The sequence below is a fragment of the Candidatus Palauibacter sp. genome, from assembly GCF_965208055.1.
In the GTDB taxonomy this organism is placed as follows: Bacteria; Gemmatimonadota; Gemmatimonadetes; order Palauibacterales; family Palauibacteraceae; genus Palauibacter.
In genome coordinates, this window is record NZ_CBDBNY010000004.1 from 426,981 (window position 1) to 451,100 (window position 24,120).

20 protein-coding genes are annotated in these 24,120 nt (G+C 68.7%); 12 read left to right on the forward strand and 8 right to left on the reverse strand.

What is annotated here, in order from left to right; all coding sequences use genetic code 11:
- Positions 1 to 56: 56 nt before the first annotated feature.
- Complete coding sequence (locus tag ACOGXI_RS02105) at positions 57 to 2,282, reverse strand: redoxin domain-containing protein (protein ID WP_419937254.1); 2,226 nt, start codon at positions 2,280 to 2,282, stop codon at positions 57 to 59.
- Between the two features lie 46 nt (positions 2,283 to 2,328).
- On the reverse strand, positions 2,329 to 4,566 hold the full coding sequence (locus ACOGXI_RS02110; RefSeq protein ID WP_419937255.1) for a redoxin domain-containing protein: 2,238 nt from the start codon (positions 4,564 to 4,566) through the stop codon (positions 2,329 to 2,331).
- A gap of 143 nt (positions 4,567 to 4,709) precedes the next feature.
- Here ACOGXI_RS02110 and ACOGXI_RS02115 point away from each other — a divergent pair, with 143 nt between their 5' ends.
- On the forward strand, positions 4,710 to 6,257 hold the full coding sequence (locus tag ACOGXI_RS02115; protein ID WP_419937256.1) for a RecQ family ATP-dependent DNA helicase: 1,548 nt from the start codon (positions 4,710 to 4,712) through the stop codon (positions 6,255 to 6,257).
- A 2-nt stretch (positions 6,258 to 6,259) separates the two neighbouring features.
- On the opposite strand, the gene ACOGXI_RS02120 is transcribed toward ACOGXI_RS02115, so the two are convergent.
- Entirely contained in the window at positions 6,260 to 7,348 is a 1,089-nt protein-coding gene (locus tag ACOGXI_RS02120; protein ID WP_419937257.1) for a carboxypeptidase regulatory-like domain-containing protein, read from the reverse strand.
- A gap of 119 nt (positions 7,349 to 7,467) precedes the next feature.
- Here ACOGXI_RS02120 and ACOGXI_RS02125 point away from each other — a divergent pair, with 119 nt between their 5' ends.
- From ACOGXI_RS02125 to ACOGXI_RS02160, 8 genes are all read left to right on the forward strand, one after another.
- The gene (locus tag ACOGXI_RS02125) at positions 7,468 to 7,980 is read left to right on the forward strand and encodes a methyltransferase family protein (RefSeq protein ID WP_419937258.1); all 513 of its coding nucleotides are present in this window, start codon (positions 7,468 to 7,470) and stop codon (positions 7,978 to 7,980) included.
- Positions 7,977 to 8,813: a hypothetical protein gene (locus ACOGXI_RS02130; RefSeq protein WP_419937259.1), complete on the forward strand. Its 837-nt coding sequence runs from the start codon at positions 7,977 to 7,979 to the stop codon at positions 8,811 to 8,813. Before ACOGXI_RS02125 ends, ACOGXI_RS02130 begins: the two co-directional genes overlap by 4 nt.
- Before the next feature lie 98 nt (positions 8,814 to 8,911).
- Positions 8,912 to 9,361 carry a RidA family protein gene (locus ACOGXI_RS02135; protein ID WP_419937260.1) on the forward strand — a complete coding sequence of 150 codons (450 nt, stop codon included), beginning with the start codon at positions 8,912 to 8,914 and terminating at the stop codon, positions 9,359 to 9,361.
- Positions 9,354 to 11,360, forward strand: coding sequence for a pyrroloquinoline quinone-dependent dehydrogenase (locus ACOGXI_RS02140; RefSeq protein ID WP_419937261.1), 2,007 nt, complete (start codon positions 9,354 to 9,356; stop codon positions 11,358 to 11,360). Before ACOGXI_RS02135 ends, ACOGXI_RS02140 begins: the two co-directional genes overlap by 8 nt.
- Entirely contained in the window at positions 11,357 to 12,517 is a 1,161-nt protein-coding gene (locus tag ACOGXI_RS02145; RefSeq protein ID WP_419937262.1) for an FG-GAP repeat domain-containing protein, read from the forward strand. The genes ACOGXI_RS02140 and ACOGXI_RS02145 overlap by 4 nt, the downstream gene beginning before the upstream one ends.
- 105 nt (positions 12,518 to 12,622) lie before the next feature.
- The gene (locus ACOGXI_RS02150; RefSeq protein ID WP_419937263.1) at positions 12,623 to 13,627 is read left to right on the forward strand and encodes a sirohydrochlorin chelatase; all 1,005 of its coding nucleotides are present in this window, start codon (positions 12,623 to 12,625) and stop codon (positions 13,625 to 13,627) included.
- A 52-nt stretch (positions 13,628 to 13,679) separates the two neighbouring features.
- A complete protein-coding gene (locus ACOGXI_RS02155) occupies positions 13,680 to 14,753 on the forward strand; it encodes an HmuY family protein (RefSeq protein ID WP_419937264.1) in 1,074 nt (357 codons plus the stop codon).
- A 2-nt stretch (positions 14,754 to 14,755) separates the two neighbouring features.
- Positions 14,756 to 16,945, forward strand: a complete 2,190-nt coding sequence (locus tag ACOGXI_RS02160) for a TonB-dependent receptor plug domain-containing protein (RefSeq protein WP_419940137.1) — start codon at positions 14,756 to 14,758, stop codon at positions 16,943 to 16,945.
- A 21-nt stretch (positions 16,946 to 16,966) separates the two neighbouring features.
- Here the strand turns inward: ACOGXI_RS02160 and ACOGXI_RS02165 are convergent, their stop codons facing one another.
- Together ACOGXI_RS02165 and ACOGXI_RS02170 are read right to left on the reverse strand one after the other, a co-directional pair.
- Positions 16,967 to 18,139: a M20/M25/M40 family metallo-hydrolase gene (locus ACOGXI_RS02165; RefSeq protein WP_419937265.1), complete on the reverse strand. Its 1,173-nt coding sequence runs from the start codon at positions 18,137 to 18,139 to the stop codon at positions 16,967 to 16,969.
- Positions 18,140 to 18,201: 62 nt separating this feature from the next.
- On the reverse strand, positions 18,202 to 18,486 hold the full coding sequence (locus ACOGXI_RS02170; RefSeq protein ID WP_419937266.1) for a hypothetical protein: 285 nt from the start codon (positions 18,484 to 18,486) through the stop codon (positions 18,202 to 18,204).
- Positions 18,487 to 18,605: 119 nt separating this feature from the next.
- On the opposite strand from ACOGXI_RS02170, the gene ACOGXI_RS02175 reads away from it, so the two are divergent.
- Positions 18,606 to 19,028: an OsmC family protein gene (locus ACOGXI_RS02175; protein ID WP_419937267.1), complete on the forward strand. Its 423-nt coding sequence runs from the start codon at positions 18,606 to 18,608 to the stop codon at positions 19,026 to 19,028.
- On the opposite strand, the gene ACOGXI_RS02180 is transcribed toward ACOGXI_RS02175, so the two are convergent.
- The gene (locus ACOGXI_RS02180) at positions 19,029 to 19,826 is read right to left on the reverse strand and encodes a carboxypeptidase-like regulatory domain-containing protein (protein WP_419937268.1); all 798 of its coding nucleotides are present in this window, start codon (positions 19,824 to 19,826) and stop codon (positions 19,029 to 19,031) included.
- Positions 19,827 to 19,928: 102 nt separating this feature from the next.
- Complete coding sequence (locus tag ACOGXI_RS02185) at positions 19,929 to 20,480, reverse strand: DUF6265 family protein (protein WP_419937269.1); 552 nt, start codon at positions 20,478 to 20,480, stop codon at positions 19,929 to 19,931.
- Between the two features lie 67 nt (positions 20,481 to 20,547).
- Here ACOGXI_RS02185 and ACOGXI_RS02190 point away from each other — a divergent pair, with 67 nt between their 5' ends.
- Positions 20,548 to 20,907, forward strand: coding sequence for a hypothetical protein (locus ACOGXI_RS02190; RefSeq protein WP_419937270.1), 360 nt, complete (start codon positions 20,548 to 20,550; stop codon positions 20,905 to 20,907).
- Positions 20,908 to 21,025: 118 nt separating this feature from the next.
- Here ACOGXI_RS02190 and ACOGXI_RS02195 read toward each other — a convergent pair whose 3' ends face one another.
- A complete protein-coding gene (locus ACOGXI_RS02195) occupies positions 21,026 to 23,308 on the reverse strand; it encodes a hypothetical protein (RefSeq protein ID WP_419937271.1) in 2,283 nt (760 codons plus the stop codon).
- Positions 23,309 to 23,474: 166 nt separating this feature from the next.
- Here ACOGXI_RS02195 and ACOGXI_RS02200 point away from each other — a divergent pair, with 166 nt between their 5' ends.
- Complete coding sequence (locus ACOGXI_RS02200) at positions 23,475 to 24,113, forward strand: class I SAM-dependent methyltransferase (RefSeq protein WP_419937272.1); 639 nt, start codon at positions 23,475 to 23,477, stop codon at positions 24,111 to 24,113.
- Positions 24,114 to 24,120 lie beyond the last annotated feature (7 nt).

Below are 24,120 nucleotides of genomic sequence, written 5' to 3' on the forward strand. Positions count from 1 at the left end.
ACGCCCTATCCCCTGAGCCGAGTCCGGCCGGCACTCCCACCAGCGCGGCGGCCCGATCAGGGACCGTCCGTGTCGTCGCGAATCGCCTCGACGCGCCATGAGAACTCCTCTTCCAGCTTCGAGGTGTTGCCGGTCTTGACGAATCGCACGTAGCCGTTCCGGTCCACGAACCAGGTCGTCGGCCAGGCCGGTATCCCGGCCCGCCGGACGTAGCCGTCGTCCATCAGCACGTCGAAGTCGAAGGCGTTTCGCCTCAGATAGTCTTCCACCACATCGCGTGACGTGTCGTTGCTGATCGAGACCACACGGACATCGGGGTCGTTCCGGTAACGGAGGTCGAACTTCTGGTACTCGGGCATCTCGACGATGCACGGGCCGCACCAGGTCCCCCAGAAATGCACCACGGCGATCTTGCCCCCAAGGTCGGCAGAGTCGACCAGCGCACCGTCGAGCCTTGGGAGCCGGAAGGGCTCATACGTACCCGCGGCCTCGACCCGCGACTCCAGGATGCGTTGGCGCCGTCGGGTCTGGTCGCGTTCGCTGAGCGTGGCGAGGTATTCCTCGATCCCGCTGCGGTCGCCGTTGCGGCGCTCGTAGAGCACTTCGATCGCGGCCTGACTGGGGTTCTCCCCAATGCGCGTACTTCCGAGACCCGCGATGTAGGAATCTTCGGCCCGGTCCAGCCACTCGACGGCCGCCTCGGCGTCTCCGCTCTTCTCCATCTCGCGGGCGAAATGCTCATACACCTGCCCAAGGTGGTACCGGGTCTCCCGGTTTCGTCCTTCCAGCACCAGCGCACGCTCAAGGAGATGTTGCCCATCCGCCGCGCGCCCCGCCTTGAAGTAACCCCACCCCATGGCGTCATAGACGATGCTGAGGTAGTAGCGTACCTGCTCTTCCCACTCTCCTTCGGTATCGGCGGAGCTTCGTTGCATTTGAACGCGGTCGAGGGCGGCCTGGAGCCCGCGGTCTCGCGCGATCTCGGCCGCCTCGAGCGCATACGGGGTGGATTCGGCCATGGCCAGCAGGGCCGTACCGTACGTGATGTGCGGGTTCAGGCGGTCGTACCTGACAAGCCCGCGGACCGCCTCCGCGAGTTCCTCCTCCGGGACGGGCTTCATGTCTGCGAGCGCATGAACGAGGTCGGTATAGACGCGTTCTCGGTACCGATCCGTGTACAGCGGCCGTTCGAGATAGCGATAGACGGCATCGCGCACGACTTCAAGCTGAGCCACATACCTGGGAGAGTTTCGCCCCTCTTCACGACCGAGCCGGTAGAGTTCACTGCTCGCCGCACTGGGCTCCCGGCCATAGATCAACGTCGCGTGGCGGCTGCGCGGGGCACGCTCGACGATCCGCGCTTCCAATTCCATCGCTCGCGCTTCGTCGCCCATATCCCGATAGATGTCAGCCAGTCCGTACAGTCCCCGAACGGACTCCGGAGCGGTCTCCCGGAACGTGGCGATACCCGCCTCGACGGCTGCGCGTCGCTCGTCGACCGGAAGAACATCCGACAGGAAGAGAATCCACCAGTGCCACTGCCGCACGTCCACCGAGCCCGGGGCGAGCGCCAGTGCCTGCTCGATGAGGGGCACAGCCTCCCGCGCCCGGTTGGCCCGGAACAGGTCCTCGGCTGGCCTGAGATAGCCGTCCACCTGACCGGGCCAACGCTCTCGCACCTCCGCGTATGTAGCCAGACTGGAGTCAGCCCAGGTCGGATCGTTCAGTTCGTACTGAGCCTGGGCCTCGATCTGCGCCTCCATGACCAGGATCTCCGGCGACTGGCGCGTCGCGGGGTCCAGAGAGGAGAGCACCTCGAAGAGGTGTTCCGCTCCACGGGACCGCAGCGATTCGAGGTACGCGGCTGCGACTCCGGGGTGCGGCAGGGCCTCCCATGCCCGTCGGGCAGGATCGATGGCCGGTTCATATTCCATCTCGGCGATGTAGGCGAGAGCCCGGACGTAATGTCCCCAGGGATCGTCTCCATCGCGGGAGAGAATCGCGTCCGCCTGCTCGTGGATTTCCCTCGACAGCCGCCAGCCCGCGAGTTGCCGGGCGTAGAGCGCTCGCAGTTCGGCGTCGTGCGGCGCGCGGGCGACCCATTCCTCGCCGAACAGCCGACCGGCTTCGAACGTGCGGAGGCGCACATGGTCCAGTAGCTCGGCCTTCGCCGCTTCCAATTCTTCGGGCGTGTAGTCCGGGGGCGGGCCGCAACCCGCGAGGGCGGCGCAGATGAGGAGGATCCCGACCCGAAAGCCGGGTCCAACGGTGCGGAGCGTCACGATGTGCCTCCGGGGTTCGTGGATCCTCGTCGCATGAGGCGACCGGTCAGGGGCTGCCGGCCTCCTCGCGGAGGGCCTCGACGCGCCAGGAGAACTCCTCGTCCAGCTTCAGAGCGGTGCCGATCTTCACGAACTGGATGTAGCCCTCCCGGTCGACGAACCACGTGGTCGGCCAGGCGGACACGCCGGCGCGTTCGACGTAGTTGTCGTCGACCAGCACCGTGAAGTCGAAGTCGTTCTTCGCGAGGTATTCCTCGATGACGTCGTTCGTGCGATCGTTGCTGATCGAGAGGATCGCGACGTCGGCGTCATCGCGGTAGCGCTCGTCGAACTTCTGGTACTCGGGCATCTCGACGACGCACGGGCCGCACCACGTCCCCCAGAAGTGCAGCACCGCGATCTTCCCCTCGAGATCTGCCGAGTCGATCATCTCGCCGTCGAGCCGCGCAAGCGTGAACGGTTCATACGTCCCCGCCGCCTCGACCCGGGATTCGAGGATGCGGTCGCGCCGCCGGATCCGGTCCCGTTCGTCGAGTGTGGCGAGGTACTCCTCGATCCCCTCGCGGCTCCCGTTTCGGCTCTCGTAGAGCGCTTCGAGCGCCGCCTCGTTGGGGTTCGTACCCCGGCTGGCGCCGAATCCGGCGATATAGGAATCCTCGGCCTGATCCAGCCAGCGCGACGCTTCTTCCTCGTCCTGCCGCTCGGCTGCTTCGGCGGCCCGCTGCTCATACAGTTGTCCCATGTGGTAGAGGGCCGAGGGGTTCTCCCCCCACAGGACGAGTGCACGTTCGAGCGTGTGGCGCGCGTCTTCGCTTCGTCCCCCCTTGGCGAGGGCCCACCCCATCGCGTCATAACCCTGGCTGAGTGCGGCGCGGATGGCTTGGTCGAACTCCCCTTCGGTATCGAAGAAACTCCGCGTTCCCCGGTAGTAATCGAGCGAAGCCTGAAATCCTTCGCGCGCAATCTCGGCGGCCTCGAGCGCGTAGGGCGTGTGCTCGGCCATGGCGAGTGGCGCCTGCAGATAGGTGATCCAGGGAGGCGTACCCCTCGCGTTACCGACGAGGCCGCGGATCGCCTCGGCCAACTCCTCCGCCGGTACGGGGTCCATCTGCCGCAGGGCGTTGAAGAGATCGATGTATGCTCCGCCGGTGTACCTGTCGTTGTAGTGGGGACGATCGAGGAATTGGTGGACCGCATCGCGGACGACTTCGAGTTGAGCCCGGTATTCGGGCGAATCGCGGCCGTGAACCTCCAGAATCCGGCGTCGTTCCTCCTCCGCCGCGCGCTGCCTCCCGATGTAGACCAGGAGGGCGTGGCGGCTCTCCGGCTCCCGCTCGACGACCATGGCCTCCAGTTCTTCCGCACGATCATCGTCTTCCAGGTCACGGTACATGCTCGCCATCGCGGAGAGACTGCGAAGGGATTCGGGCGCCGCGTCCAGAAATTCCTCGATGCTGGCTTCCACGACGGGTCGGCGCTCGTCGGTGGGCAGCACATCCGACTCGAACAGAATCCACCAGTGCCACTGCCGGACGTCCACGGAGCTGGGCGCGAGCTCGATCGCCTGCTCGATCAGCGGCAGAGCTTCCTCCGGCCGATTGGCCCGGAAGAGAGCCTCGGCCGCGTGGAGATAGCCGTCGACATGGTCCGGCCACCGGTCCCTCAGCTCCGAGTAGGTGGCGAGGCTCGAGTCTGCCCACGTCGGATCTTCGCGCTCGTACCGCGCCAGGTTCTCCAGTTCGGCCCGTGCGGCGAGCACCGCCGGCGAGCCCCCGATCTCCGTGTCCAAAGTCCCGAGGAACTCGAGTGCCGCATCGAAGTCATCGGCCCGCATGGCCCTGGCGTACGCGGCGGCAACCTCGGGGCGCGGAAGGGCCTCCCAGGCCCGGCGGGCGGGCTCGAGCGCGAGATCGGACTCGTACGCCGCAAGATGTCCCAGCGCCCGGATGTAAGAGCCCCAGGGGTTGTCGGGATCATCGTCGAGGAGGGCGTCCGCTTGCTCCAGTAGCTCCTTCGACAGCCGCCAGCCCGCGAGTTGCTCCGCGTAGAGGCCTCGGAGTTCCGCGTCGTCCGGAACGCGCTCGACCCACGCCTCCCCGAACAGCTTGCCGGCCTCGAAGGTGCGCAGCCTGGCGTGGTCCCGCAGCTGGGTCTTCGCCGCCTCGAGTTCTTCTGCCGTGTAGTCCGCCGGCGCGCTGCCACCTCCGCACGAGCCACAGACGAGAAGGATCCCGGTGAGAAGGCACCCGGCGCTCAAGCCGGAACGGTCGGAACGCGTCGACATCGCACACCTCCGGGGCAGGGAATCCCGGGCCTCGCACGCCCGGGCCACTCAACCTCTACTGACGTCGGGATGAGAGAAAGGGTTTTCTCGCCAGTTGAGGTTACGTTGAGCCCGGGGCGGACATCCGTCGTATGTTGCCTGCGATGATCGAGCCCCGCGCCCCTCACCCGGCATCCGTCCTCCGCGACGTCTTCGGCTACGACGAATTCCGGCCGGGACAGGCGCACATCATCGATTCGGTCCTGGCGGGACGCGACTGCATCGCCGTCATGCCCACCGGAGCGGGGAAGTCGCTCACCTTCCAGATCCCCGCGCGTCTCATGCCGGGAACCGTGCTCGTCCTCTCCCCGCTCATCAGCCTGATGAAGGATCAGGTCGACGCGCTCCGCGACGTCGGGTTCCGGGCCACGGCGATCAACTCCTCGCTCGCGCCCGGCGAGCGCCGGCGCCGGCTGCGGGGATTCGAGCGCGGGGACTACGAACTCGTCTACCTGGCTCCGGAAGCCCTGGGGCCGCACATGCGGGAACGCCTTCGTTACGCGCCGCTTTCCCTGATCGTCGTCGATGAGGCGCACTGCATTTCGCAATGGGGACACGACTTTCGTCCTTCCTACCGGGCGCTTCAGGGACTGCGCGCCGAGATTCGCGACGAGGGCGCGGGAGCGAACGGACTGCCGATCCTCGCGCTCACCGCCACCGCCACCCGCCGGGTCGCCGCCGACATCGTTCGACAGTTGGGCATGACGAAACCCGAGGGATACAAGGGTTCCTTCTTTCGCTCGAACCTCCGCGTGATCTGCCGAAAGAAAGGGGAGGGAAACACGCGGGCCGAGATCCTCGGGCTCATCCGCCGGCACAGGGGCGAGAGCGGGATCGTCTACTGTCTGTCTCGAAAGTCCGTGGAACAGATGGCCGAGTTTCTGCGGCGCGAGGGCGTCGATGCCGTCCCGTACCACGCGGGACTCGACGACGACGCGCGGGCCGAGCACCAGGATGCGTTCGCTCGCGACGAGGTCGACGTGGTCGTGGCGACGATCGCTTTCGGGATGGGGATCGACAAGTCGAACGTGCGCTTCGTCATCCACCGGGACATGCCGTCGGACATCGAGTCCTGGTACCAGGAGATCGGACGGGCGGGGCGGGACGGGCTCCCCAGCGACTGCGTGCTCTTCTACTCGTGGGCGGATGTGAAGGTGCGCGAGCGGTTCCTCGCCGAGATCGACGATCCGACCGTGCGCGAGGCGAAACGCCGGGCGGCCGTCGACCTGTTCCGGCTCGCGGACCGCGAAGCGTGCCGCCACCGCGGCCTGCTCGCCTACTTCGGGGAGGACTTCGACGGGTGCGGCGAATCGTGCGACGTGTGCACGGGACTCGGCGTGACGGATATCGTGGACGTGCTTCCCGTCCTCAAGCGGAAGGCGCGCGCGGCGGACTCCCGGCGGCGGACCGCGGCGGCCGGGATCGGCCGGTCGCCGTCGGACCCCACCTTCGAGCGTCTCCGCATCCTGCGGAAGCAACTGGCGGACGCGCGTGGGGTCCCCGCCTACATCGTGTTCAGCGACCAGGTGCTGTGGGATCTCATCGACCTGCGTCCCGGCTCGCCCGAGGAGATGCTACGGGTGCCGGGCATCGGCCCCGCCAAGCTCGAGCAGTACGGCGAAGTGTTCCTGGCAGCGCTGCGCGAGATCTGACCTCACGATTTCGTCCAGATCACGACGACCCCGCACCGCGACTCCAGCCCCGCGAACTCGGCCGGGAGTTCGGAGGGGCCCCGATACACTTCGACGCCCGCGATCTCGACCGGAATGACGAAATCGTTGATATTATCGGCGGGGCCGCGGGCGATCCGACCCCTGCGGACGACGAGGCTGCCGTCGAGATAGACGTTCATCAGGCAGCCTTCACTCGAGGAAATGTCCGGTATCCGAGTATTGTACAGTTTGCAGCTGTTCAGTTGCGCTCCGCAGTTACGGAGGCGTATCCCCGGGATATCGGCGACCATGTGCGTGATCCGGCCGGGATTGCGGCGCTCGATGTCCTCCGCCGTGAAGAAGACGCCGCCGCTGACGAGTTCACCCCAGTATTTCCGCTCGTAGAAGCCCTTGGTCTCCAGTCGGCGAGCCCGCACAATCGTCGCCACCAGCGGCTCCATCGCCACAGGTTCGCGGACGAGACCGATCTCGATTTCCGTCGTGTGGCCGCGGGCCACGGCGATCGGATGTCGAAGCGGCGCATACCCGATGTGGCGCACGATAATCTCGCGCCGGCCGACGGGGACGCCGCTGAGGACGAAGCGGCCCCTCCGGTTGCTCGAGACCTCGCCGGGATCTCCGGCGATGGACACGGCCGCCGTGGCGACGGGCTCATCCGTACCGGCGTCGCGGACATGCCCCACAAGCCTTCCCGTGCCCGTCTCGGACAGGAGAAGCCGAAGCTCCACGTCATGCGGCATCCCGGCCTCGAGGGCTACCACCAACTCCTCGCTGGACGCGTCTCCGAACTCGGCCCAGAGCGTGGCTTCCCCCGCGTCTCGTGGAGCGCAGATGAGCAGTCGGCCGTTGGGACCGGCGGCTTCGCGCACGGGTCGCCGCACCGCGTCCGTCCACCGCAACACGACGGTGGCCCCGGGTATCGAAATGAAACCGGACTCGTCCACGACCGAGATCCGGAGGGCGGCCCGGTCGTCGCAGTCCTCCGCTGACTGGCCCGCGACCGTGTCGGTGCCGCCGATGACCTGCAGGGCGGCGAGCACTCCCGCCGCGACTCCTCGTCGGCAACTCATGGCACACTCTCCCGCAAGGTCGATAACAAGGTCCCGGTGTCGACGCAGCCCACGTAGATTCGGACGGTCCAACCACAAGACGCGGAATACCTCTTCCGCGTCACGAGGAGAACAACCTGATGAAGCCGTCACAAGCCGCCGTCTTGAGGACCGCGCTCGCCGCGGTCGTTCTGCACGGGGTCTTCACGGTCGGCATTCCGGCCCTGATCCTTCGGCGCACAGGCGGAATCCCGCTGCTCGCCGTCGACATCGGGCAGGGCCGCTGGCTTGGGGCTGCAGCGGGGGGCTTCGGCGTCTACCTCTATCTCTGGTCGGTCGCGCGCCTGCTACGCAAGCGAACATCGGCGGTTCCCGGTACGGCGCCGAGCGTGCTTGTGACGGACGGCTGGTACGCGCATACCCGCCATCCGCTCCTGCTCGGGGTCGTGCTGATCCTCCTCGGGGAAGCCGTGTTCTTCTCGTCCCCCTGGTTGCTCGCATACGCTCTTGCCTACTGGCTGTGGCTGACCGTCTTCGTCGTCGTCAGGGAGGAGCCGGATCTGAGGCGGACGTTCGGCGCGGCCTTCGCCGACTACTGCCGGGACGTGCCCCGCTGGATTCCACGACCGCGGCGCCCGGGGCAACGCCGATGAGTCCGAGGGTCTTCTTCCACGTGGGGGCGGGAAGGGCCGCCTCGCGCTGGCTGCAGGAGCGTGTGTTCCCGCGCTTCCGCGACGTCCGCTACGTGCCGCGGACGGGGTTCGGGCAGAGCGCGAGGATCATCGCCCAGGGCGGAGATCTCCCCGTTCTCGTGTCGCGGCAGCTGGGGTACGGGGAGTTCACGCCATCGGTGGCGGCGTTCGCGCGCGAGGCGCCGCACGCCCGGCCCATCCTCGTCCTCCGGCGCCACGACGAATGGCTGCGGTCCGTCTATCTCCGCGAGATCAAGGAACTCCGGTACGTCCCGTTCGAGCGCTTCATCGACTTCGAGCGGGACGAGGGCGTCCGGCCACAGTCCTCGGCCCTGTTCCGGGAGCGGATACGCGTCCTCGAGGATCACTTCCGGCACCGGCCCCTGGTGCTCTTCTTCGACCAACTCGTCGCGGACCCGCAGCGCTTCGTCCGTACGATCGCCGACTATGTGGGCGCGTCCTATGAGGAGGGGGATATTTGCTTCCGCCCGACCAACCGCTCGTATCGCGACAGGCAGTATCGATTCCTCCGCGCGGTGGGGCGGCGCCGAAGGGTGAGGGCAGGATCGCGATCCGGTCATCCCGCGGTTCGCTGGCTGCGGGTGCGATCCCTCCGGTTCGCGTGGCACGTCGGCGTTGCGCTCGGCCGGGCGGTGCCGGCGCGGTTGCTGAGTTCGGAGCCCCTCATCACCGAAGCGCAACTCGCTCGCGCCCGGGCGTTCTACCAGGCGGACTGGCAGGCCTGCCTCGATTACGCCGCGACGCACAACCCCGGGTGGACGATGATGCGCTGACCCTGCTACTCGTGAACGGTCCCGGACTCGCCGCATCCGGTCGCGCTCCCCAAGTTCCCGCTTCTGTGATCCGTTGCCGACGACTTTCCGGAGGACGCATGCCCCGACTACGGTTCGTTATGCCCCGTGTTGCCCCAGCCCTGCTGGCCCTCGGGTGGCTGGCGATCGGCCCGATACCCGCCGCCGCGCAGGAGCGCTTTCCCGACCCTCCTCCGGAACACGGTCTGTATTCGGATGCGGTGCGGGTGGGGGATCTCGTCTTTCTCGCGGGCGTGGTGAACCGCGATCCCGATCCCGCCACCCAGTTCCGCAACACATTCCGCCGGATCGGCCAGATTCTCGAGGATGCCGGGTCGAGCCTCGAGCGAGTGATCGACATCACGACCTATCACCTCGACATGCACGTCCACATCGATGCCTTCATCGAGGTCAAGGACGAGTTTCTGCCCGAGCTCCCGTCATGGACGGCCGTGGGGGTGACGGAACTGTACAGCCCCGGCGTGCTGATAGAGGTCAAGGTGATTGCCGCGGTGGATGACGATGGCTGACCGCCGGCCCGTGGTTGCGCCTCGCGTCCGCTGGCTTGTGCTCTGCCTGGGATTTGGCCTCGGGTCCACGCTCCCGGGCTGCGGCAGAGACGAAGCCGACAGCCGTGCCGCCGAGGGGGCGGAGCCGACAGCCGTGTACGCGGGCGACGACTGGCCGGTGTACGGCGGCGACCCGGGCGGTCTCAAGTATTCCTCCCTCACGGAGATCGACCGCTCGAACGTGGCCGAACTCGAGGCGGCCTGGGTCTGGGAGACGGGAGAAGAGCCGATTCCCGACGCGGCGAGCCCCATCCAGGGCGAACGCGTGGCGCCGGGGGCCTTCGAGGCGACGCCGATCGTCATCAACGACACCATGTGGCTCTCGACCCCCTACAGCCGCGTCGTCGCGCTTGACGCCGAGACGGGCGAGGAGTTCTGGAGCTACGACCCCAAGGCGTGGGAGTGGGGGAACCTCCACCGCGGCTGCCGCTTCTGTCACCGCGGCATCGCGCAGTGGAGCGATGGAAGCGAGCGGCGGATCTTTCTCAACTCGCGCTGGCGGCTGATCGCGCTCGACGCCTCGACCGGCGAGCCGATTCCCGGTTTCGGGGACGGGGGTGAGGTGGATCTCACCGAGGGGCTCGCGTGGGACGCGAACCGGCTCCACATCTCCAATACGTCTCCCGCCGTCGTGTTCGACGACATCGTCATCGTGGGCAGCGGCGTTCCGGACACCCGGATCTACCGCAACAACCCGCCCGGCGACGTGCAGGCGTTCGACGCGCGCACGGGTGAAGCGCTTTGGACCTTCCACACCATCCCCAAGGAGGGCGAGTTCGGGGTCGAGACGTGGGAGGACGAGTCGTGGTCCTACACCGGCTCGGCGAACGTGTGGGCGCCGTTCTCGCTCGACCCCGAGCGGGGACTCCTTTACCTGCCCGTCTCCACGCCGAACAACGATTTCTACGGCGGGCACCGGCGGGGCCAGAACCTGTTCGCGGAGTCGCTCGTGTGCCTCGATGCGCGGACGGGCGAGCGCGTGTGGCACTTCCAGACCGTACACCACGGGCTGTGGGACTATGACCTGCCCGCGCCGCCCGGTCTTGTGACGATCGAGGTCGGCGGGCGCGAGATCGACGCGGTCGTGGCGGTGGGGAAGACGGCCTTCACGTACGTGCTGGACCGCGAGACCGGCGAGCCGGTGTGGCCCGTCGAGGAGCGCGCGGTGCCGGAGAGCACGGTTCCCGGCGAGGTGCCGTGGCCGACCCAGCCGTTCCCGACGCGGCCCGCCCCGTTCTCCCGGCAGGGGATCACGGAAGACGACCTCATCGACTTCACGCCCGAACTGAGGGCGGAGGCGCTGGAAGTTTTCCGTCGTCACCGGACCGGGCCGATCTTCACCCCACCCTCCGTCGACGGGACGATCATGATGCCGGGCCTCATCGGCGGGGCGGGGTGGGGCGGCGCGGCCATCGACCCCGAAAGCGGCCATATGTTCGTGAAGGCGTATGACGATCCCTTCCTCGCGCGCGTCGCCGAGGTGGAGCCGGGATCCGGGGACGCCGATTATCTGCCGAACTTCGCGAGCAGCCTCTCGGTGGCCGGCAGTCTTCCGATCCTCAAGCCGCCCTACGGAACGATCACGGCGATCGATCTCAACACGGGAGACCACCTGTGGCAGCGTCCGTTCGGGGATGACTCCGCGATCCGGGCCCATCCGGCGTTGGCGGGACTCGACCTCCCGCCCATGGGGGGCACGCCGCAGAGCCACGGCACGACATCGGGGCCGCTGGCGACGGCGGGCGGTGTCGTGTTCCTCGCGGGTGGAACGCCGTGGCTCGAGGCGATGGACGTGAGCGACGGCGAGACGTTGTGGCGAGGCGACCTCGCCGGCGGGTTGGGGCGCGGCAACCCGATGACCTATCGCACCCGGTCCGGGCGCCAGTTCGTGGTCGTAGCGACCTCCGCCGCCGGCCAGGTCGACTCCAAACTGCAGGCGTTCGCCCTGCCGACCCGATGAGCGCGCACCCGTGGGGCGGAGCCGCCCGCGCCGCGGTGCTGGCCATCGCCGTTGCTCCTCTGGTCGCGACCTTGGCGCCCGCCCGCGGTTTGAGCGGGGCGCAGGAGCGAACATTCCGGCCGCTCCGACCCCTCGGCGCCGCAACGCACCTCACGGCGTCCGTCCACCTGGGCGATGTGGACGGCGACGGCGCGCTCGACGTCGTGGTGGCCAACGGCCGGCACTGGCCCGAGCAGAACCGGATCTTCCTCAACGACGGGCGTGGCGGCTTCACGCTGGCCCGGCGACTGGGGGACGAGGAGGACGGCACGTACGCGGCTCCGCTGGCGGATTTCGACGGGGACGGCGACCTCGACATCGCCACGGGGAACGACCGGACTCGGAACCTCATCTTCTTCAACGATGGCGCCGGCCACTTCGAGCGGGGCCCGACCTTCGGCGCTCCGAGTTCGACGCGCAGCCTCACGCTCGCGGACCTGGACGGGGACGGGCACACGGACATCCTCGTCGTCAATCGAGGTCGCCGGAACTTCATCTTCCGGGGAGATGGGACGGGCGCTTTCGATGAGGGCACGCCGTTCGGGGCAGGGGACGATTCCACCATCGATGTCGCCGCGGCGGACCTGGACGGGGACGGCGACCTCGATCTCGTGCTCGCGAACCGCGACGGAGGGGCGAACGCGATCCACTGGAACGACGAGGGAGCGTTCGACCGGCAAACGCCCTACGGCACAGGCGCCGACGAGACGCGAGGCGTAGCCGTGGGCGATGTGAACGGCGATGGCCTGCCCGACATCGTCGTGGCCAACATCGGCGAGGAGAACGCCGTGTACCTGGGCACCGGCGGCGGCTCCTTCGCCCGCCGGCGTCCGTTCGGGCGCGAGGGCGACCAGAGCTTCGCGGTGCGCCTCGCCGACCTGGACCTCGATGGAGATCTCGACATCGTCGTCGCCAACGCCGGCGCGCCGAACGCCGTCTACTTCAACCTGGGCGGTGAACTCGAGGAGTTCCGCTTCGGCTGCGACGATTGCGCCACCTACGGGGTCGCGGTCGGCGACCTGAATGGAGACGGTTTCCCGGAGATCGTCACGGCGAACTCCGGAGCACCGAACGGCATCTTCGCCAACGTCCCGTCCGGCACAGGCGGTCCCCGCTAACTGCGGTCGCGATCCAGCTTGCGATCCCCCCCTCGTGCCGGCATCTTCAACTGACCTTCCTAGTTGAGAATGATTCTCATTATCATTATTGTCGAGGTTGAGCCGATGTCGAACGGATTGCGGGCGCCCGTCGCGGCCCTGGGATTGTTCTGGATGGTGAGCGCGTGCGCCTCCGCGGGAGGGCCGCAGCCCGCCATCGAACTCACCGCCGGTCCGGAAGGGCGGGGGGGTGTTCCCGCGCCGGGGTCTCATGCCGGGATCCTCGTCATGGCGCACGGGGGCGGGGCGGAGTGGAACGGACGCGTGGAGGACGCCCTGCGGCCGCTGCGCGACCGGATCCCCGTGTCCCTGGCGCTGGGGATGGCCAACCCCGAGACCATGCAGGCCGCGCTCGACGCCCTGGCGGACCGGGGCGTGAGCACGGTGGCGGTCGTGAGGCTGTTCGTATCCGGGGCGTCGTTCCTGCATCCGACGGAGTTCCTGCTCGGCCTTCGCTCCGACCCGCCGGAGCGCTCGATGGTGGGGCACCGGATGGTGAGCGGGGCGGAACTCGAGCCACTCGCGAGTAGCGGCCGGATCCTGCTGGAGCGGGATGGACTGGGGGGATCCGGTCAGGCGGCTCGCATCCTGGTCGACAGGGCCGCGACCGCCGGGACAGCCCCCGCCGAGAGCGGCGTGCTGCTCCTCGCGCATGGCATGGGGGATGAAGGCGAGGATCGACAGGTGCTCCGCTCCATGGAGGATGCGGCCCGGGCATTGCGGACCGGCGGGTACGCGGAAGTCCACGTCGGCACCCTCCGGGAAGACTGGGCCGGCGCGAGGGAAGAGGCGGAGGAGCGGATCAGGGCGCTGGTCGCCGGAATGGCGGAGCGTCACCGGAACGTCCTCGTGATCCCGTACCGTGTGTCCGGCTTCGGCCCCTACGCCGACGTGCTCGAAGGGCTCGAATACGTCGCCACCGAGGGCTTCCTGCCGCATCCGCTGATCACCGACTGGATCGCGGAACGGGCGACGGCGCGTTTCTGTGCCGCCGGTCTCGTCACACCGCTGGGACCCTGTGTTACTGCCGCGGGAGGGCGAGCGCCGTCCCCCATCCGCGCGCAGCCCTGAAACCCCGAACGGCGCGAGTTCTCGATACGGACTCGATACGGAGATGAATCCCATGCACGGAAGCCCTCTGGTCTCGCCGCGGATTCCCTTCCGCGCACTGACGATTCCACTCATGCTCGCGGTCGCTACGGCATGCGAGTCGGAAGTCGCCGCTCCCGAGGAAACGTTCGAGGAAGGCGTGATCACGATCGACGCCTCCTCACCCGTCTCCTTCGCCTATGTGAGTCTGACCGGCGGCGGGGCGCTCCGGAACCCGGCGGACCCCGGGACTTCCACGTCGTGGGACATCGCCTTCCGCAGGTTTTCCGTGCGGTTGAACGGCGGCGTTGCGGGCCCTGGCTCCGTGTCGGCCGTCGGTCTGGGCAATAACGCGGGCCTGACCGCGGATCAGGTCGCCGCGCTGACCCCGGAAGATGGGGAAGCGGCGTTCGCGGCGGTCACCGCCGCCGATATCCCCGCCGGGGGATTCGCGGAGGATGCCCTGGCGCCGGAGACGGGTCCGTCGTGGTTCCGCTTTGACCGCCAGTCGGGCTCGATCGTGGCGAACCCCGGCGCGGCCTGGAAGCTGCGCGAGGGTTCGGGGCGCGGGTACGGGGTGATTCGCGTGGTGGACATCGCGATGCAGGGAGAGAGGCCCGTGGGCGCGACCATCCAGTTCCGCCGTCACGATCCGGGCGGCAGCCTCGGGGCCCCGGAAACCCTCGCGCTGGATCTCACCCGCGGTCCCGCGCACGTGAGCCTGTCGAACGGAATCGTGCCCGACCCCGCCGGTTGCGGCTGGGACGTCGCGACGTCGCCCGAATTCACGATACAGGTGAACGAAGCCTGCGGGGCGGGGACCTTCCCGCTCGACCCGACGGACGACTTCACCGCGCTGGCCCGGGCCGACGACGCGCCGGACTACGCCGGCTTCCTGTCGACGATCGCCGGCGCGTTTCCGGCCACGACGGGCGATGCGCGGGGTACATTCTGGTACAGCATCCGGCAGAACAATCGAATGTGGCCGACCTACAACGTCTTCCTGGTGCGGGTGGCCGAGGAGGTCTACAAGGTGCAGCTCTTCGACTACTACAACGCCACCGGGGATTCGGGCTTTCCCTCCGTGAGATTCCAGCGGCTCCGGTGAGGATGCGCCGGGTCCGGCTGGCGCTCTGCGTCACCATCGGGTTTGTCGGCGTCCTCCGGCCGGACGCCGCGCGAGCCCAGTCGCAGGGACGCGTCTACGATCTGGAGTCGGGAGCGGGGATTCCGGATGCCGACGTGGTGTGGATCCCCGCTCCCGATGCGGGAATCCCCGCGGATCCCGTCGCCGGTCAGGCTGCTGCCGACTCCGGCCGGGCCGCGGTGCGCACGAACGCCGCCGGTTTTTTCGTGCCGGACCCCGATTGGGGTCCGGGAGGCGCCGTCACGGTCGCGGCGCTTGGATACCGCTCTCGCTCCATCGCTCGAGAGGACGCGACCGCCGCCGGATGGCGGATCGGGCTCGAGCGCGACCCGCTGGCTGTCGACGAGATCGTGGTCACGGCGAGTTCGCTCCCTCGGCTCCGCTCGCAGATCGCCGTGCCGGTCGAGACGGTGGAAGCTGCGGAGATCGACGCGGCCGGCGTCGCTTCCGCGGACCGGCTGCTCGCGGAGCTTCCCGGCGTCCAGGTGACGGCCGCCACGCCGGTCGGTTCGAATCTCATGATCCGGGGCGTGGGCGGCGCGCGCGTCCTCGTGCTGCTCGATGGTCAGCCGACCGCGGGCGCGCTGCTCGAGAACCGCGACCTGAGCCGCATGTCGCTGGCCGGCGTGGAGCGCGTGGAGATCGTTAAAGGACCCCTTTCGTCCCTGTACGGCTCCGATGCGCTGGGCGGCGTCGTGAACGTCATCACGCAGCTTCCCGCGTCGGGGTTCCGGGTCGATGCGCGCGCGCTGGCGGGCGGGGCCGGACGTCGCGAGGCGGAGGCGACGGCAAGCGGCGGAGGCCGTCTCCGGTATCGAGTCACGGGCGGCTGGCGCCAGGAAGACCGGATCCCGGGGCTCGCCGATGGGGGCCCGAGCGCCTTCGCCCGCGTCTGGGACTTCCGGTCCCGCTTACGGTTCAAGGCATCGGACGCCTGGGACATACGCGCCGCCGCCACCTACCTGCGCGAGCGGCAGCGCTGGCCCGTGGGCGGCGCGTTCTCGGGATTCAACGACAACGCGGGATTCTCGGGGTGGGTCGAGGCGCGACGGCCGTTGGGTCCTGGCACGTGGAGCGGAAGTCTCTTTCTTCAGGAATACGAGCACCTGTTCCGCAGCGCCCGCGGAGAAGCGCCCATCGCCGATGCTGGCGCAGCCACTCAGTGGGAACGCCTCGCGAAGGGCGCCGCGGGTTATTCGGTCGCCCTGGGCGGACATTCCGCCGACATCGGCCTCGAGGTCGCAAGTCGCGCCATCCAGTCGCCGGACAAGTTGATCGAGGATCGGGCGGCCGATCGGCAGCTCGCCCTCTTCGCGCAGGACGCCTGGCGTCTCGGGGGGACCGTGGTGAGCGGTGGCGCCCGCCTCACCTGGAACGATCGTTGGGGCTCCAACCTCTCGCCGACCGTGGGGGTGACCCGTCGCGCCGGAGCGCACGTGCATCTCCGGGCGGCGGTGGCGCGCGGGTTTCGGGCGCCCTCCTTCAAGGAACTCGCCTGGAACTTCGTCAACGTGGGCGGTGGCTATGTCCTTCAGGGGTTCCCGGATCTTGATCCGGAGCGCTCATGGAACGTATCCGGCGGAGTGGAATGGCAACCGGCGTCGTCCGCCCGGATTGAAGTCGAGGTCTTTTCCAATCGGATTCGGAACCTCATCGAGCCGGGGTTCGTCGGTAATGCCGAGAGCGGTCTTCTCATCTTCTCCCCCCGGAATGTCGCGGACGCGATCACGCGCGGGTTCGAGTTCAGCCTCCGCGCCGTCCTGGACCGCGCGGAGTTCACTGCGGGCTACGTCTACCTGGACGCTCACGCCGTCGATTCCGGGCTCCCCCTGGATCGACGCGCCGCACATTCCGCGCGCGCCCGGGCGACGTGGACCGCCGAGGCGCTTTCCGGGTTTCGGCTGGATGCCACGGCACATCTCACGGGGGCCGCGGCGATCATTGGCGCCGGTCCCGACGGGAGCGACGCGAGGATAGGCACACAGGAACGGTTCGTGGCCATCGACCTGCAGACCTCTATCGATCTCGGGCGAAGACTCAAGCTCATGGCGGGCGTCGACAACCTGTTCGATGCTCGTCCGGCGGGCTGGCAGGGGGCGATAGAACGGAAGCTGCGGATGGGGCTGGCCTTCGAGGACCTGTTCGCGCGCTGAGTCGACGCGGGCGGCCCTCGCTCAGCCGCAGTAGTCGGCCGCCGCCTCGGCGAGGATTTCGGCCAGCCTCGCGCACGACTCGATGTCCACCCACTCCACGTCGGCGTGCGCGCCCGCGCCATGCGGGCCGATGACGACGCTGTCGACGCCGGCGGCCTGTGTCAGTGCGGAGTCCATCCAGGGGGAGTCACCGATGACCTCCGGGGCGCGGCCCCGCACGCGGCGGGCGGCGCGCGATACGCAGGCCGCGATCGGCGCCTCCGACGTGGTCTCGAAGGGCTCGCGGTGGAAGAAGGTCGACCAGGCGACCTCGAGCGACGGGTCCTCCGCCCGGAGATCCTCGAGCATGGCTGCGATCTCCTCTTCGACGGACTCGCGGGTCTCGGGCGGCACGGTGCGCCGCTCGACTTGAAGCGTACAGCGCGCGGAGTAGGTGCTGATCCCGCTTCCGCCCTCCAGCAGCGCCGCGTGCATCGAGGGGGGACCGAGGAGGGGGTGCCCCGGCCGGGACTGGAGTTCCTCGCCCAGCGCCTCCAGCCGGTGCAGCACGCGTCCCATGCGCAGGTTCGCGTCGACCCCCTCCCGGTACCGGCTCCCGTGGGCCGCCTGCCCGCGAGTTGTGATCTCGATCCACGTGAAGCCGCGGTGGGCCACGCACAGGTCCAGTGAGGTGGGCTCGGTGACGATCGCGGCGTTGAAGGCGAGTTCCCCGCGCGCGCGCCGGTCGAGCAGATCCGCGGTGCCCAGGCTTGCGTATTCCTCGTCGGCCACCGCGGCCACGAGGACATCCCCGGCCAGACGCGTGCCCGATCGGCCGACGAGCCGGGCGGCCTCGATGCAGGCGGCGAGCGCCCCCTTCATGTCGTAGGCCCCCCGTCCGTAGAGCCGCCCGTCCCGGATGCTCGGCGAAAACGGCGCTTCCATGCCCTCCACGCCCACCGTGTCGTAGTGGGCGTTCAGCATCAGCGCCGGCCCGTCCCCGGCGCCCGCGAGGCGCCCGACGACGCTCGGCCGGCCCGCCTCGGGCTCATACCGGGCCACTTCGAGACCCGCCTCGCGCATGTGCCGCGATGTCAGGCGGGCAATCTCCGTTTCACCCGGCGCCCCTTCCACGAGGGTCGGGTTCACGGAGTCGATGGCGACGAGGTCCGCGAGGGTGGTCGTGAGGCGCAGAGGATCGGCGGAGAAGCTCATCCCGGAAAATGTCCTGCCGAGAACTCAGGACAAGTGCCGGGACACGTGCATCGCGCCTCGCCTCAGGGGCTCGGGAGGCGCTTGATCTCCCTTCGGCCCGCCGCCACGCCGGTACCGACCCCGATCCCGAACAGAACGGCCGTCAGGGGAGTGACGAATGGCAGGATCGCGGCCAGCAATCCAACGCCCAAGCCCGCGACTCCGGCCACGAGCGGGACACCGCGCCGGTGAACACCGTCCACGAAGCGCAGCCGTCCGCGCACGAACCTCTTCATCGTTATGTAGCCGCCGACCGAGCCGGCGCCGGCGATGGCGAGCCAGAGAAAATTCCCGATGAACTCGAACATGTAAGCACCTCCCGCACAGCCTGTACGCCCTCTATCCCGGGGCGGTTTCAGCAGCCTGACCGCCTTGTACTATGTTGCCGACGTTCGAACCCAGCCACGGAGATGGAGATGAACGCGAGATGAACACGGACGGAATCCAGGTCCGGTGGGACGGCGGGCTCAAGTTCAGCGCCGACCGAGCCGACCACGAGACGCGAATCGACGGAGACGAGGGCATCGCCCCCAGCCCGGTCGCCCTGATGGTGGAGTCCGTCGCCGCCTGTGCCGCGATCGACGTGGTCGTCATCCTGCAGAAGGGGCGCCAGGAACTCACCGGGCTCTCGGTGCGGGCGAGGGCGCGGAGGGCGGAGGCCGCGCCGCGCTACGTGAAGGGTCTCCGGTTCGATTTTCATATTTCCGGCAACGTGGACGAAGCCAAGGCTCGGCGGGCCGTCATGCTCTCGTTCGAACGCTACTGCTCCGTGTACCATTCGCTCCGGCAGGACATGGAACTCGAATGGACGCTGACCCTCGACGACGAGTCCGCGGGCGGGCAGGACTGACTATTGGAAGGGGTCGGGAAGTTCCCCGGCCCAGTCCAGGAAGCCCGGGCCGTCCGGCGTCCAGACCACGATCGCGCCGCAGGTCGAGCCCGTGCGCATGAACTCCATCGGCGTCTCGACGTCCCGCCTGTAGACTTCGACCGCGCCGAGAACGTCCCTCTCGAGATCGTCGAACTGCATCCCCGCCTGGTACATCCCGTCCAGGTAGAGCGCCGGCGGACACTGGAGCCGAGCGCCTTCGCCGAGGAAGACCTCCGCTCTCCCGTACTCGATGCGGCCCACGGACACGTTCGGCAGGCCGCGCAGGAGGTCGCTGGGAAGACGCGGGTTCCGGTTGATGATGTCCCGCGGAGTGAAGAAGGTCCCGAACCCCTTATCCATGCGCTGCACGAAGCCGGCCAGGTTCCGCGCGCGCCGGGTCTGCCGCACCTCGACCGTGAGATCCGCAATGCGAATGACCGTGCGCGACAGGGTGAGCGTGACGCGCGTCGTCTGGTCCGGCGCGAGGTCGATGAGCGTGTGGCCGGCCTCATAGCCGATGAACCGCACCTCGATCGAGTCCCTGCCGGCCCACGTCCGAGGGATGCGGAAATTGCCCTCGGCGTCCGTGGTCGCCCCGTAGCCGGATCCCATGAGGATGACGACGGCGCCTTCGATCGGGAGTCCGGTCGAAGCGCTGGCGACATGGCCTACCAGTTCCGCCGTGCGGCGGTCCTCCGTCTCCTGCTCCTCCTGCGCCAGAGTCGAACCCGGCGAACCCGCCAGCACGGCTCCCGCGACGAGGGTCAGCGCCGCCAAGCGGGCGCATCGACTTCCCGACTCCAATGCACTCATGTGGCCCCCTGGTCGAATCCGGCTCTCCCCTTGGTTAACGCTTTCCATCGTTCGAAAGATACGGCTTCATCGCCTCGTCATCGACAGGACGGTCGGGTCCCCGCCTCCGCTGCCATGAATGGTGACGAGCAATTCGTCGCCTGCGGGGCTTTCATACGTGAACCACCAGGGCGCGTTCGGCGGCGGCGCCTCCGCTGTGCTTCGGAAGGTGGCCTGCCGGCCTTCCAGGGCCGTGAGACGGTATTCGAGTCGCGTCTCCTCCCAGGGCACCCACCCTCGCGAGACGTGCTTGAACCGGTAGTAGATCTCGCCATCGTCGTCCTGCTCGAGGAGCAGAAGTTCGTACATGACCGCGAGGTCATCGCGGACGAGGCGGAAGGAGCCGGACATCGAACGCCCCGCGGGGCTGAACCACGCCTCTTCGATCTGTCCACCGAAGGCGTCCCCGCCCCAGTGACCGGCGATCCATGCCAGGTCCTCGAGGTCGATGGCCCGCGTGGGCGCGGCCGGCGCCGCCCGGCCCGCCGGATCCGCGTCCTGACCCATCGCCCCCCCGGCGCCCGCCAGGTGGGCGATGACGGAAAGCGCGATGGCGACCGCGGCCGCGTGGCGGCGCATGGCCGGCGCCCGGGAGGTTTGAGAAACCGCGGATCGCGCCGCATCTTCGCAGGCCATGAAACACGCCATGAAAGCGGTTCTGAAGGTCCTCGTCTCGATCATCGTTTGCCTCCTCGCCGGCCTTGCGGGGCTGGCGCTCGTGTTCAGAGACCTGCCTGTCGGGCCCGGTCCCGGGCTCATCGCCCTCGGCGGTCTCCTGTACTTCTCCGCGGGCTTCGGCCTCACGCGGTGGCACCGCGGCGCGCGTCCCCTCCTCTGGGGCCTGGCGCCGGGCTGGAGTCTCGCCCTGCTGGGCGTCATCGGCATCTGGGTGACGGTGACGGATCCTCCGTCCGGCCACTGGGGCCTGGCGCTTCTCTTCCTGCTCGGCCCGGCCGCCGCGGGCTCGGCGGGCGCCGTGCTCGCCGCGAGGATTCCCAGGGGCTGAACACCGCTTACGGCCCTAACCGCCGCCGTCACGATCGTCAGTCGGGTCGGGATCCGATCCTGCCCGGTCTCATGGCCGTCAGCACCCGAAACGGCTCGAGTGCGTCCCTGTCGCATCGTTACATCAAGCCGTCGGAGTATAGGTGGAGCCGCCAGAGGCTGCCGCCGCGGACGGCGCGTGCGATGTCGATGCGAAACAGCCCGTCCATGAGCGACACGCCGACCCCCACGCTCGACCGCCAGCCCTCGGTACCGAAGGCGTCCACCGGTCCCGCCCAGCCCGCGTCCCAGAACCCCGTGATTCGGATCGGGCTGCCCCCGACGTCGTACGCCGGATCGCCGATCCGGAATCCGCGCCCCAGTTCGAGCCGGCCGAACCAGAAGCTCGCGCCTCCGGTCGACACCGGATCGAAGGCACGCAACGTGTACGATCCGCCGAGGTGGAAGTGGCGCTGCGGAGGCGGTTCCCCGAACACCCTCCCGACCCCGCCCTCCAACGCCAGGGACCACCGGCTCACGGGGACTTGCAGCGCCGCCGAGACCGCGGCGCGCCCGTAGAGATCGAAGTCGCCCGCGGCGGCCTCCCCCCAAACGGACCCGCTCAGGACCGGCGTGCCCGGATCCACCGACGAAAAGGCGCGCAGGCGACCCGAGATGCCGGCGATGTCACCGCGCGCGGCCGCGATGTTGTCGGAGAAAACCGCGTCGCCGAAGAGGTTCGGGAGCGAGGCATCGCTCTGCTTCGGTGCGTTCTGGTGGCGCTCCGCGAAGAGCGCGCCTTCCACCCGGGTCCGCCTCCCCTGGCGGCTCGCCGCGATCTCGAAGCCGGTCTCACGGAAGTAGAGGCCTTCGTCATACCCCGCGATCAGGCTGTTGAAGGAGTTGCCGAAGGAGAGCGGGCGGCCCCAGTCCCCGAGGTCCGCGAGGCGCCGGTAGGCCGTGACCCCGAAACCGCCTCTGGCCGTCTGGCGCCGCCACCCGACCTCGATGCCCGGCTCCCACTCCGGGATGCCGACCCGCGGCGTGACCGAGAACTCCGATGTGACCCCCGTGGGCACGGCGAACCGGGCGCTGACCGAGACCCCTTCGACCCGATTGTAACGGAGCCGGCGCAGGCCCGGAGCGATGTCCAGTCGGGGACCCAGGCCCGCTGCGGCGGGGATGCGCAACGAGGACAGCCGATCCTTCAGGTCGTCGAGTTCCGCGGCCGCGAAGGCGTCGACCGTGGCGGAGAAGAGCGGTTCGGGCAGCTCCGGAGATGAGGGGAGCTCCTCGACGGGCGGCACGATCACCATGATGCGGCGAGCTTCGGCGGGGAGCGAGTCCGCCTCCGCCGTCAGCGGGTCGTCGCGGATGCCCTCGGTCCCACCCTCCTCTGCCTCGCTCGCCTCGGTCCCACCCTCCTCGGTGTCGACCGTCTCGTCGACCCACCGCGTCCAGCCGTCCGGCACGTCCTCTCCGGGATCGAGCGTTGGTTCCCGATCCACCAGGTAGTCCTCGAATGTCCATTCATAGCGCACGGGCATGCTCGCGAGGTCCGCCATCGAGGCGACCGCATCGAAGGCCATGCGATTGGGGAGCCACCAGCGCAGTTCCTGGAGTCCGTAGTCGATCGTGATGAAGTCGACCCTCGCGCGGATCGGCTTCACGAACCCGGGCACTTCGTCCGCATCCTCCGGTTCTTCGCGTTCGAAGTCGTATTCGATCGCGGGACGGTAGGCGGCGCGCGTGAGGACGCCTTCGTCGGCGTCGAACCAGAACGAGCCCGCGATGCGGTCGAAACGGGCCTCCCGCGGCTCGACGATCGCCTCGATCAGCGTCACTTCCCGGTTGTCCCCCGGGAAGCGAATGCGCAGCGTATCGCCGGAGCGGTAGCGGTAGTGATACGCTGCGGTATCCGCCAGAGGGTGCAGGGCCCAGTCCTCGCCGATCGCCACATGCTCGCTGGCCGGATCGATGATGTCGAAGTCGAAGTCGAACGCATCGTCGTCGCGCAGGTCGTCTTCGAACTCGACTCCCAGGCCGACGATGGGCACCCCGCGGCGGACTCCCAGCCAGCGGACGATGTGTTCGCCCTCCGCGGTCCAGCGCAGGCGCGCGGCGCGTTCCTGGTGGAACATCGCCCGCTCGCGTCGCAGGACGGCGCCGCCCAGTCCGGCGTAGATGCGTTCGCGGAAGGTGGCCTCGAAGCTCGTCAGCCCCTCGGCCCGAGCCCTGCGCTGCTCCAGGGCGCGCTCGATCAGCCCCGCGATCCCGTCATCCGCGTAGGCGTCGGCCGGAATCGGCCGCGAGACGGCGTCGGGCGGATCCTGGAGGGCGCGCGCGTCGAATGCGGCGCCCGCGACGGCGCCCATGCACACCGCCAGCATGAGGGCGCGCGCGGCAGCAAGCGTTCGGTCCAAAAGTACTCTCCGGTCTGGAGCTGGCTCCCCGCCGTCGACGCGCGGGGCCTGCAGCGGATGGCGAGACGCGGCCGCCCGGGCGGGCGATACATCCCGACGGGAGCCGCTACGTCTATCTTTGGGTAGACGTTTCAACCTTTGCCCGCGTCACCCGGGAGGAAAGCGAGTGGGGCTGTACTCCGAACACATCTTCCCGCGCCTCATGGAGAGCGGGCTCGGGAGCGACGTGCATCGCAGGTACCGGCGCCGGGTGCTCTCCCGCGCACGGGGGAACGTACTCGAGGTCGGCTTCGGCACCGGCCTCAATCTCGAATGCTACCCGACATCGGTTCACCGCGTCACCGGAATCGACCCCGCAGCCGTGCTCGAACGCCGCGTGCGCGCTCGCGTCGCTCGGGCCCCCTTCCGCGTCGAGCGCATGATCCACGATGCCGCCGACCGACTCCCTTTTCCGGACGCGCATTTCGACACGGCGACGAGCACCTGGACGCTGTGTTCGATCGCACGGGTCCGGGAGGCCCTCCTGGAACTGAGGCGTGTGCTGAAGCCTTCAGGCGAACTCCTCTTCCTCGAGCACGGACGGAACGAGAAAGGCTGGGTTTCGCGCCTGCAGGACACCTGGAACCCGGTCCAGAACTTCGTGGCCTGCGGCTGCAACGTTAACCGGAAGATCGACGCCGAGATCGAGCGCGGCGGATTCCGGATCATCGAACTCGACCGCTTCACGATGCCCGGGGTGCCCCGGGTGCTGGGCTCCGTCTACCTTGGCGTGGCCAGGCCGCACGGCGGTAGACGACTCGCGTGAGGCTCGC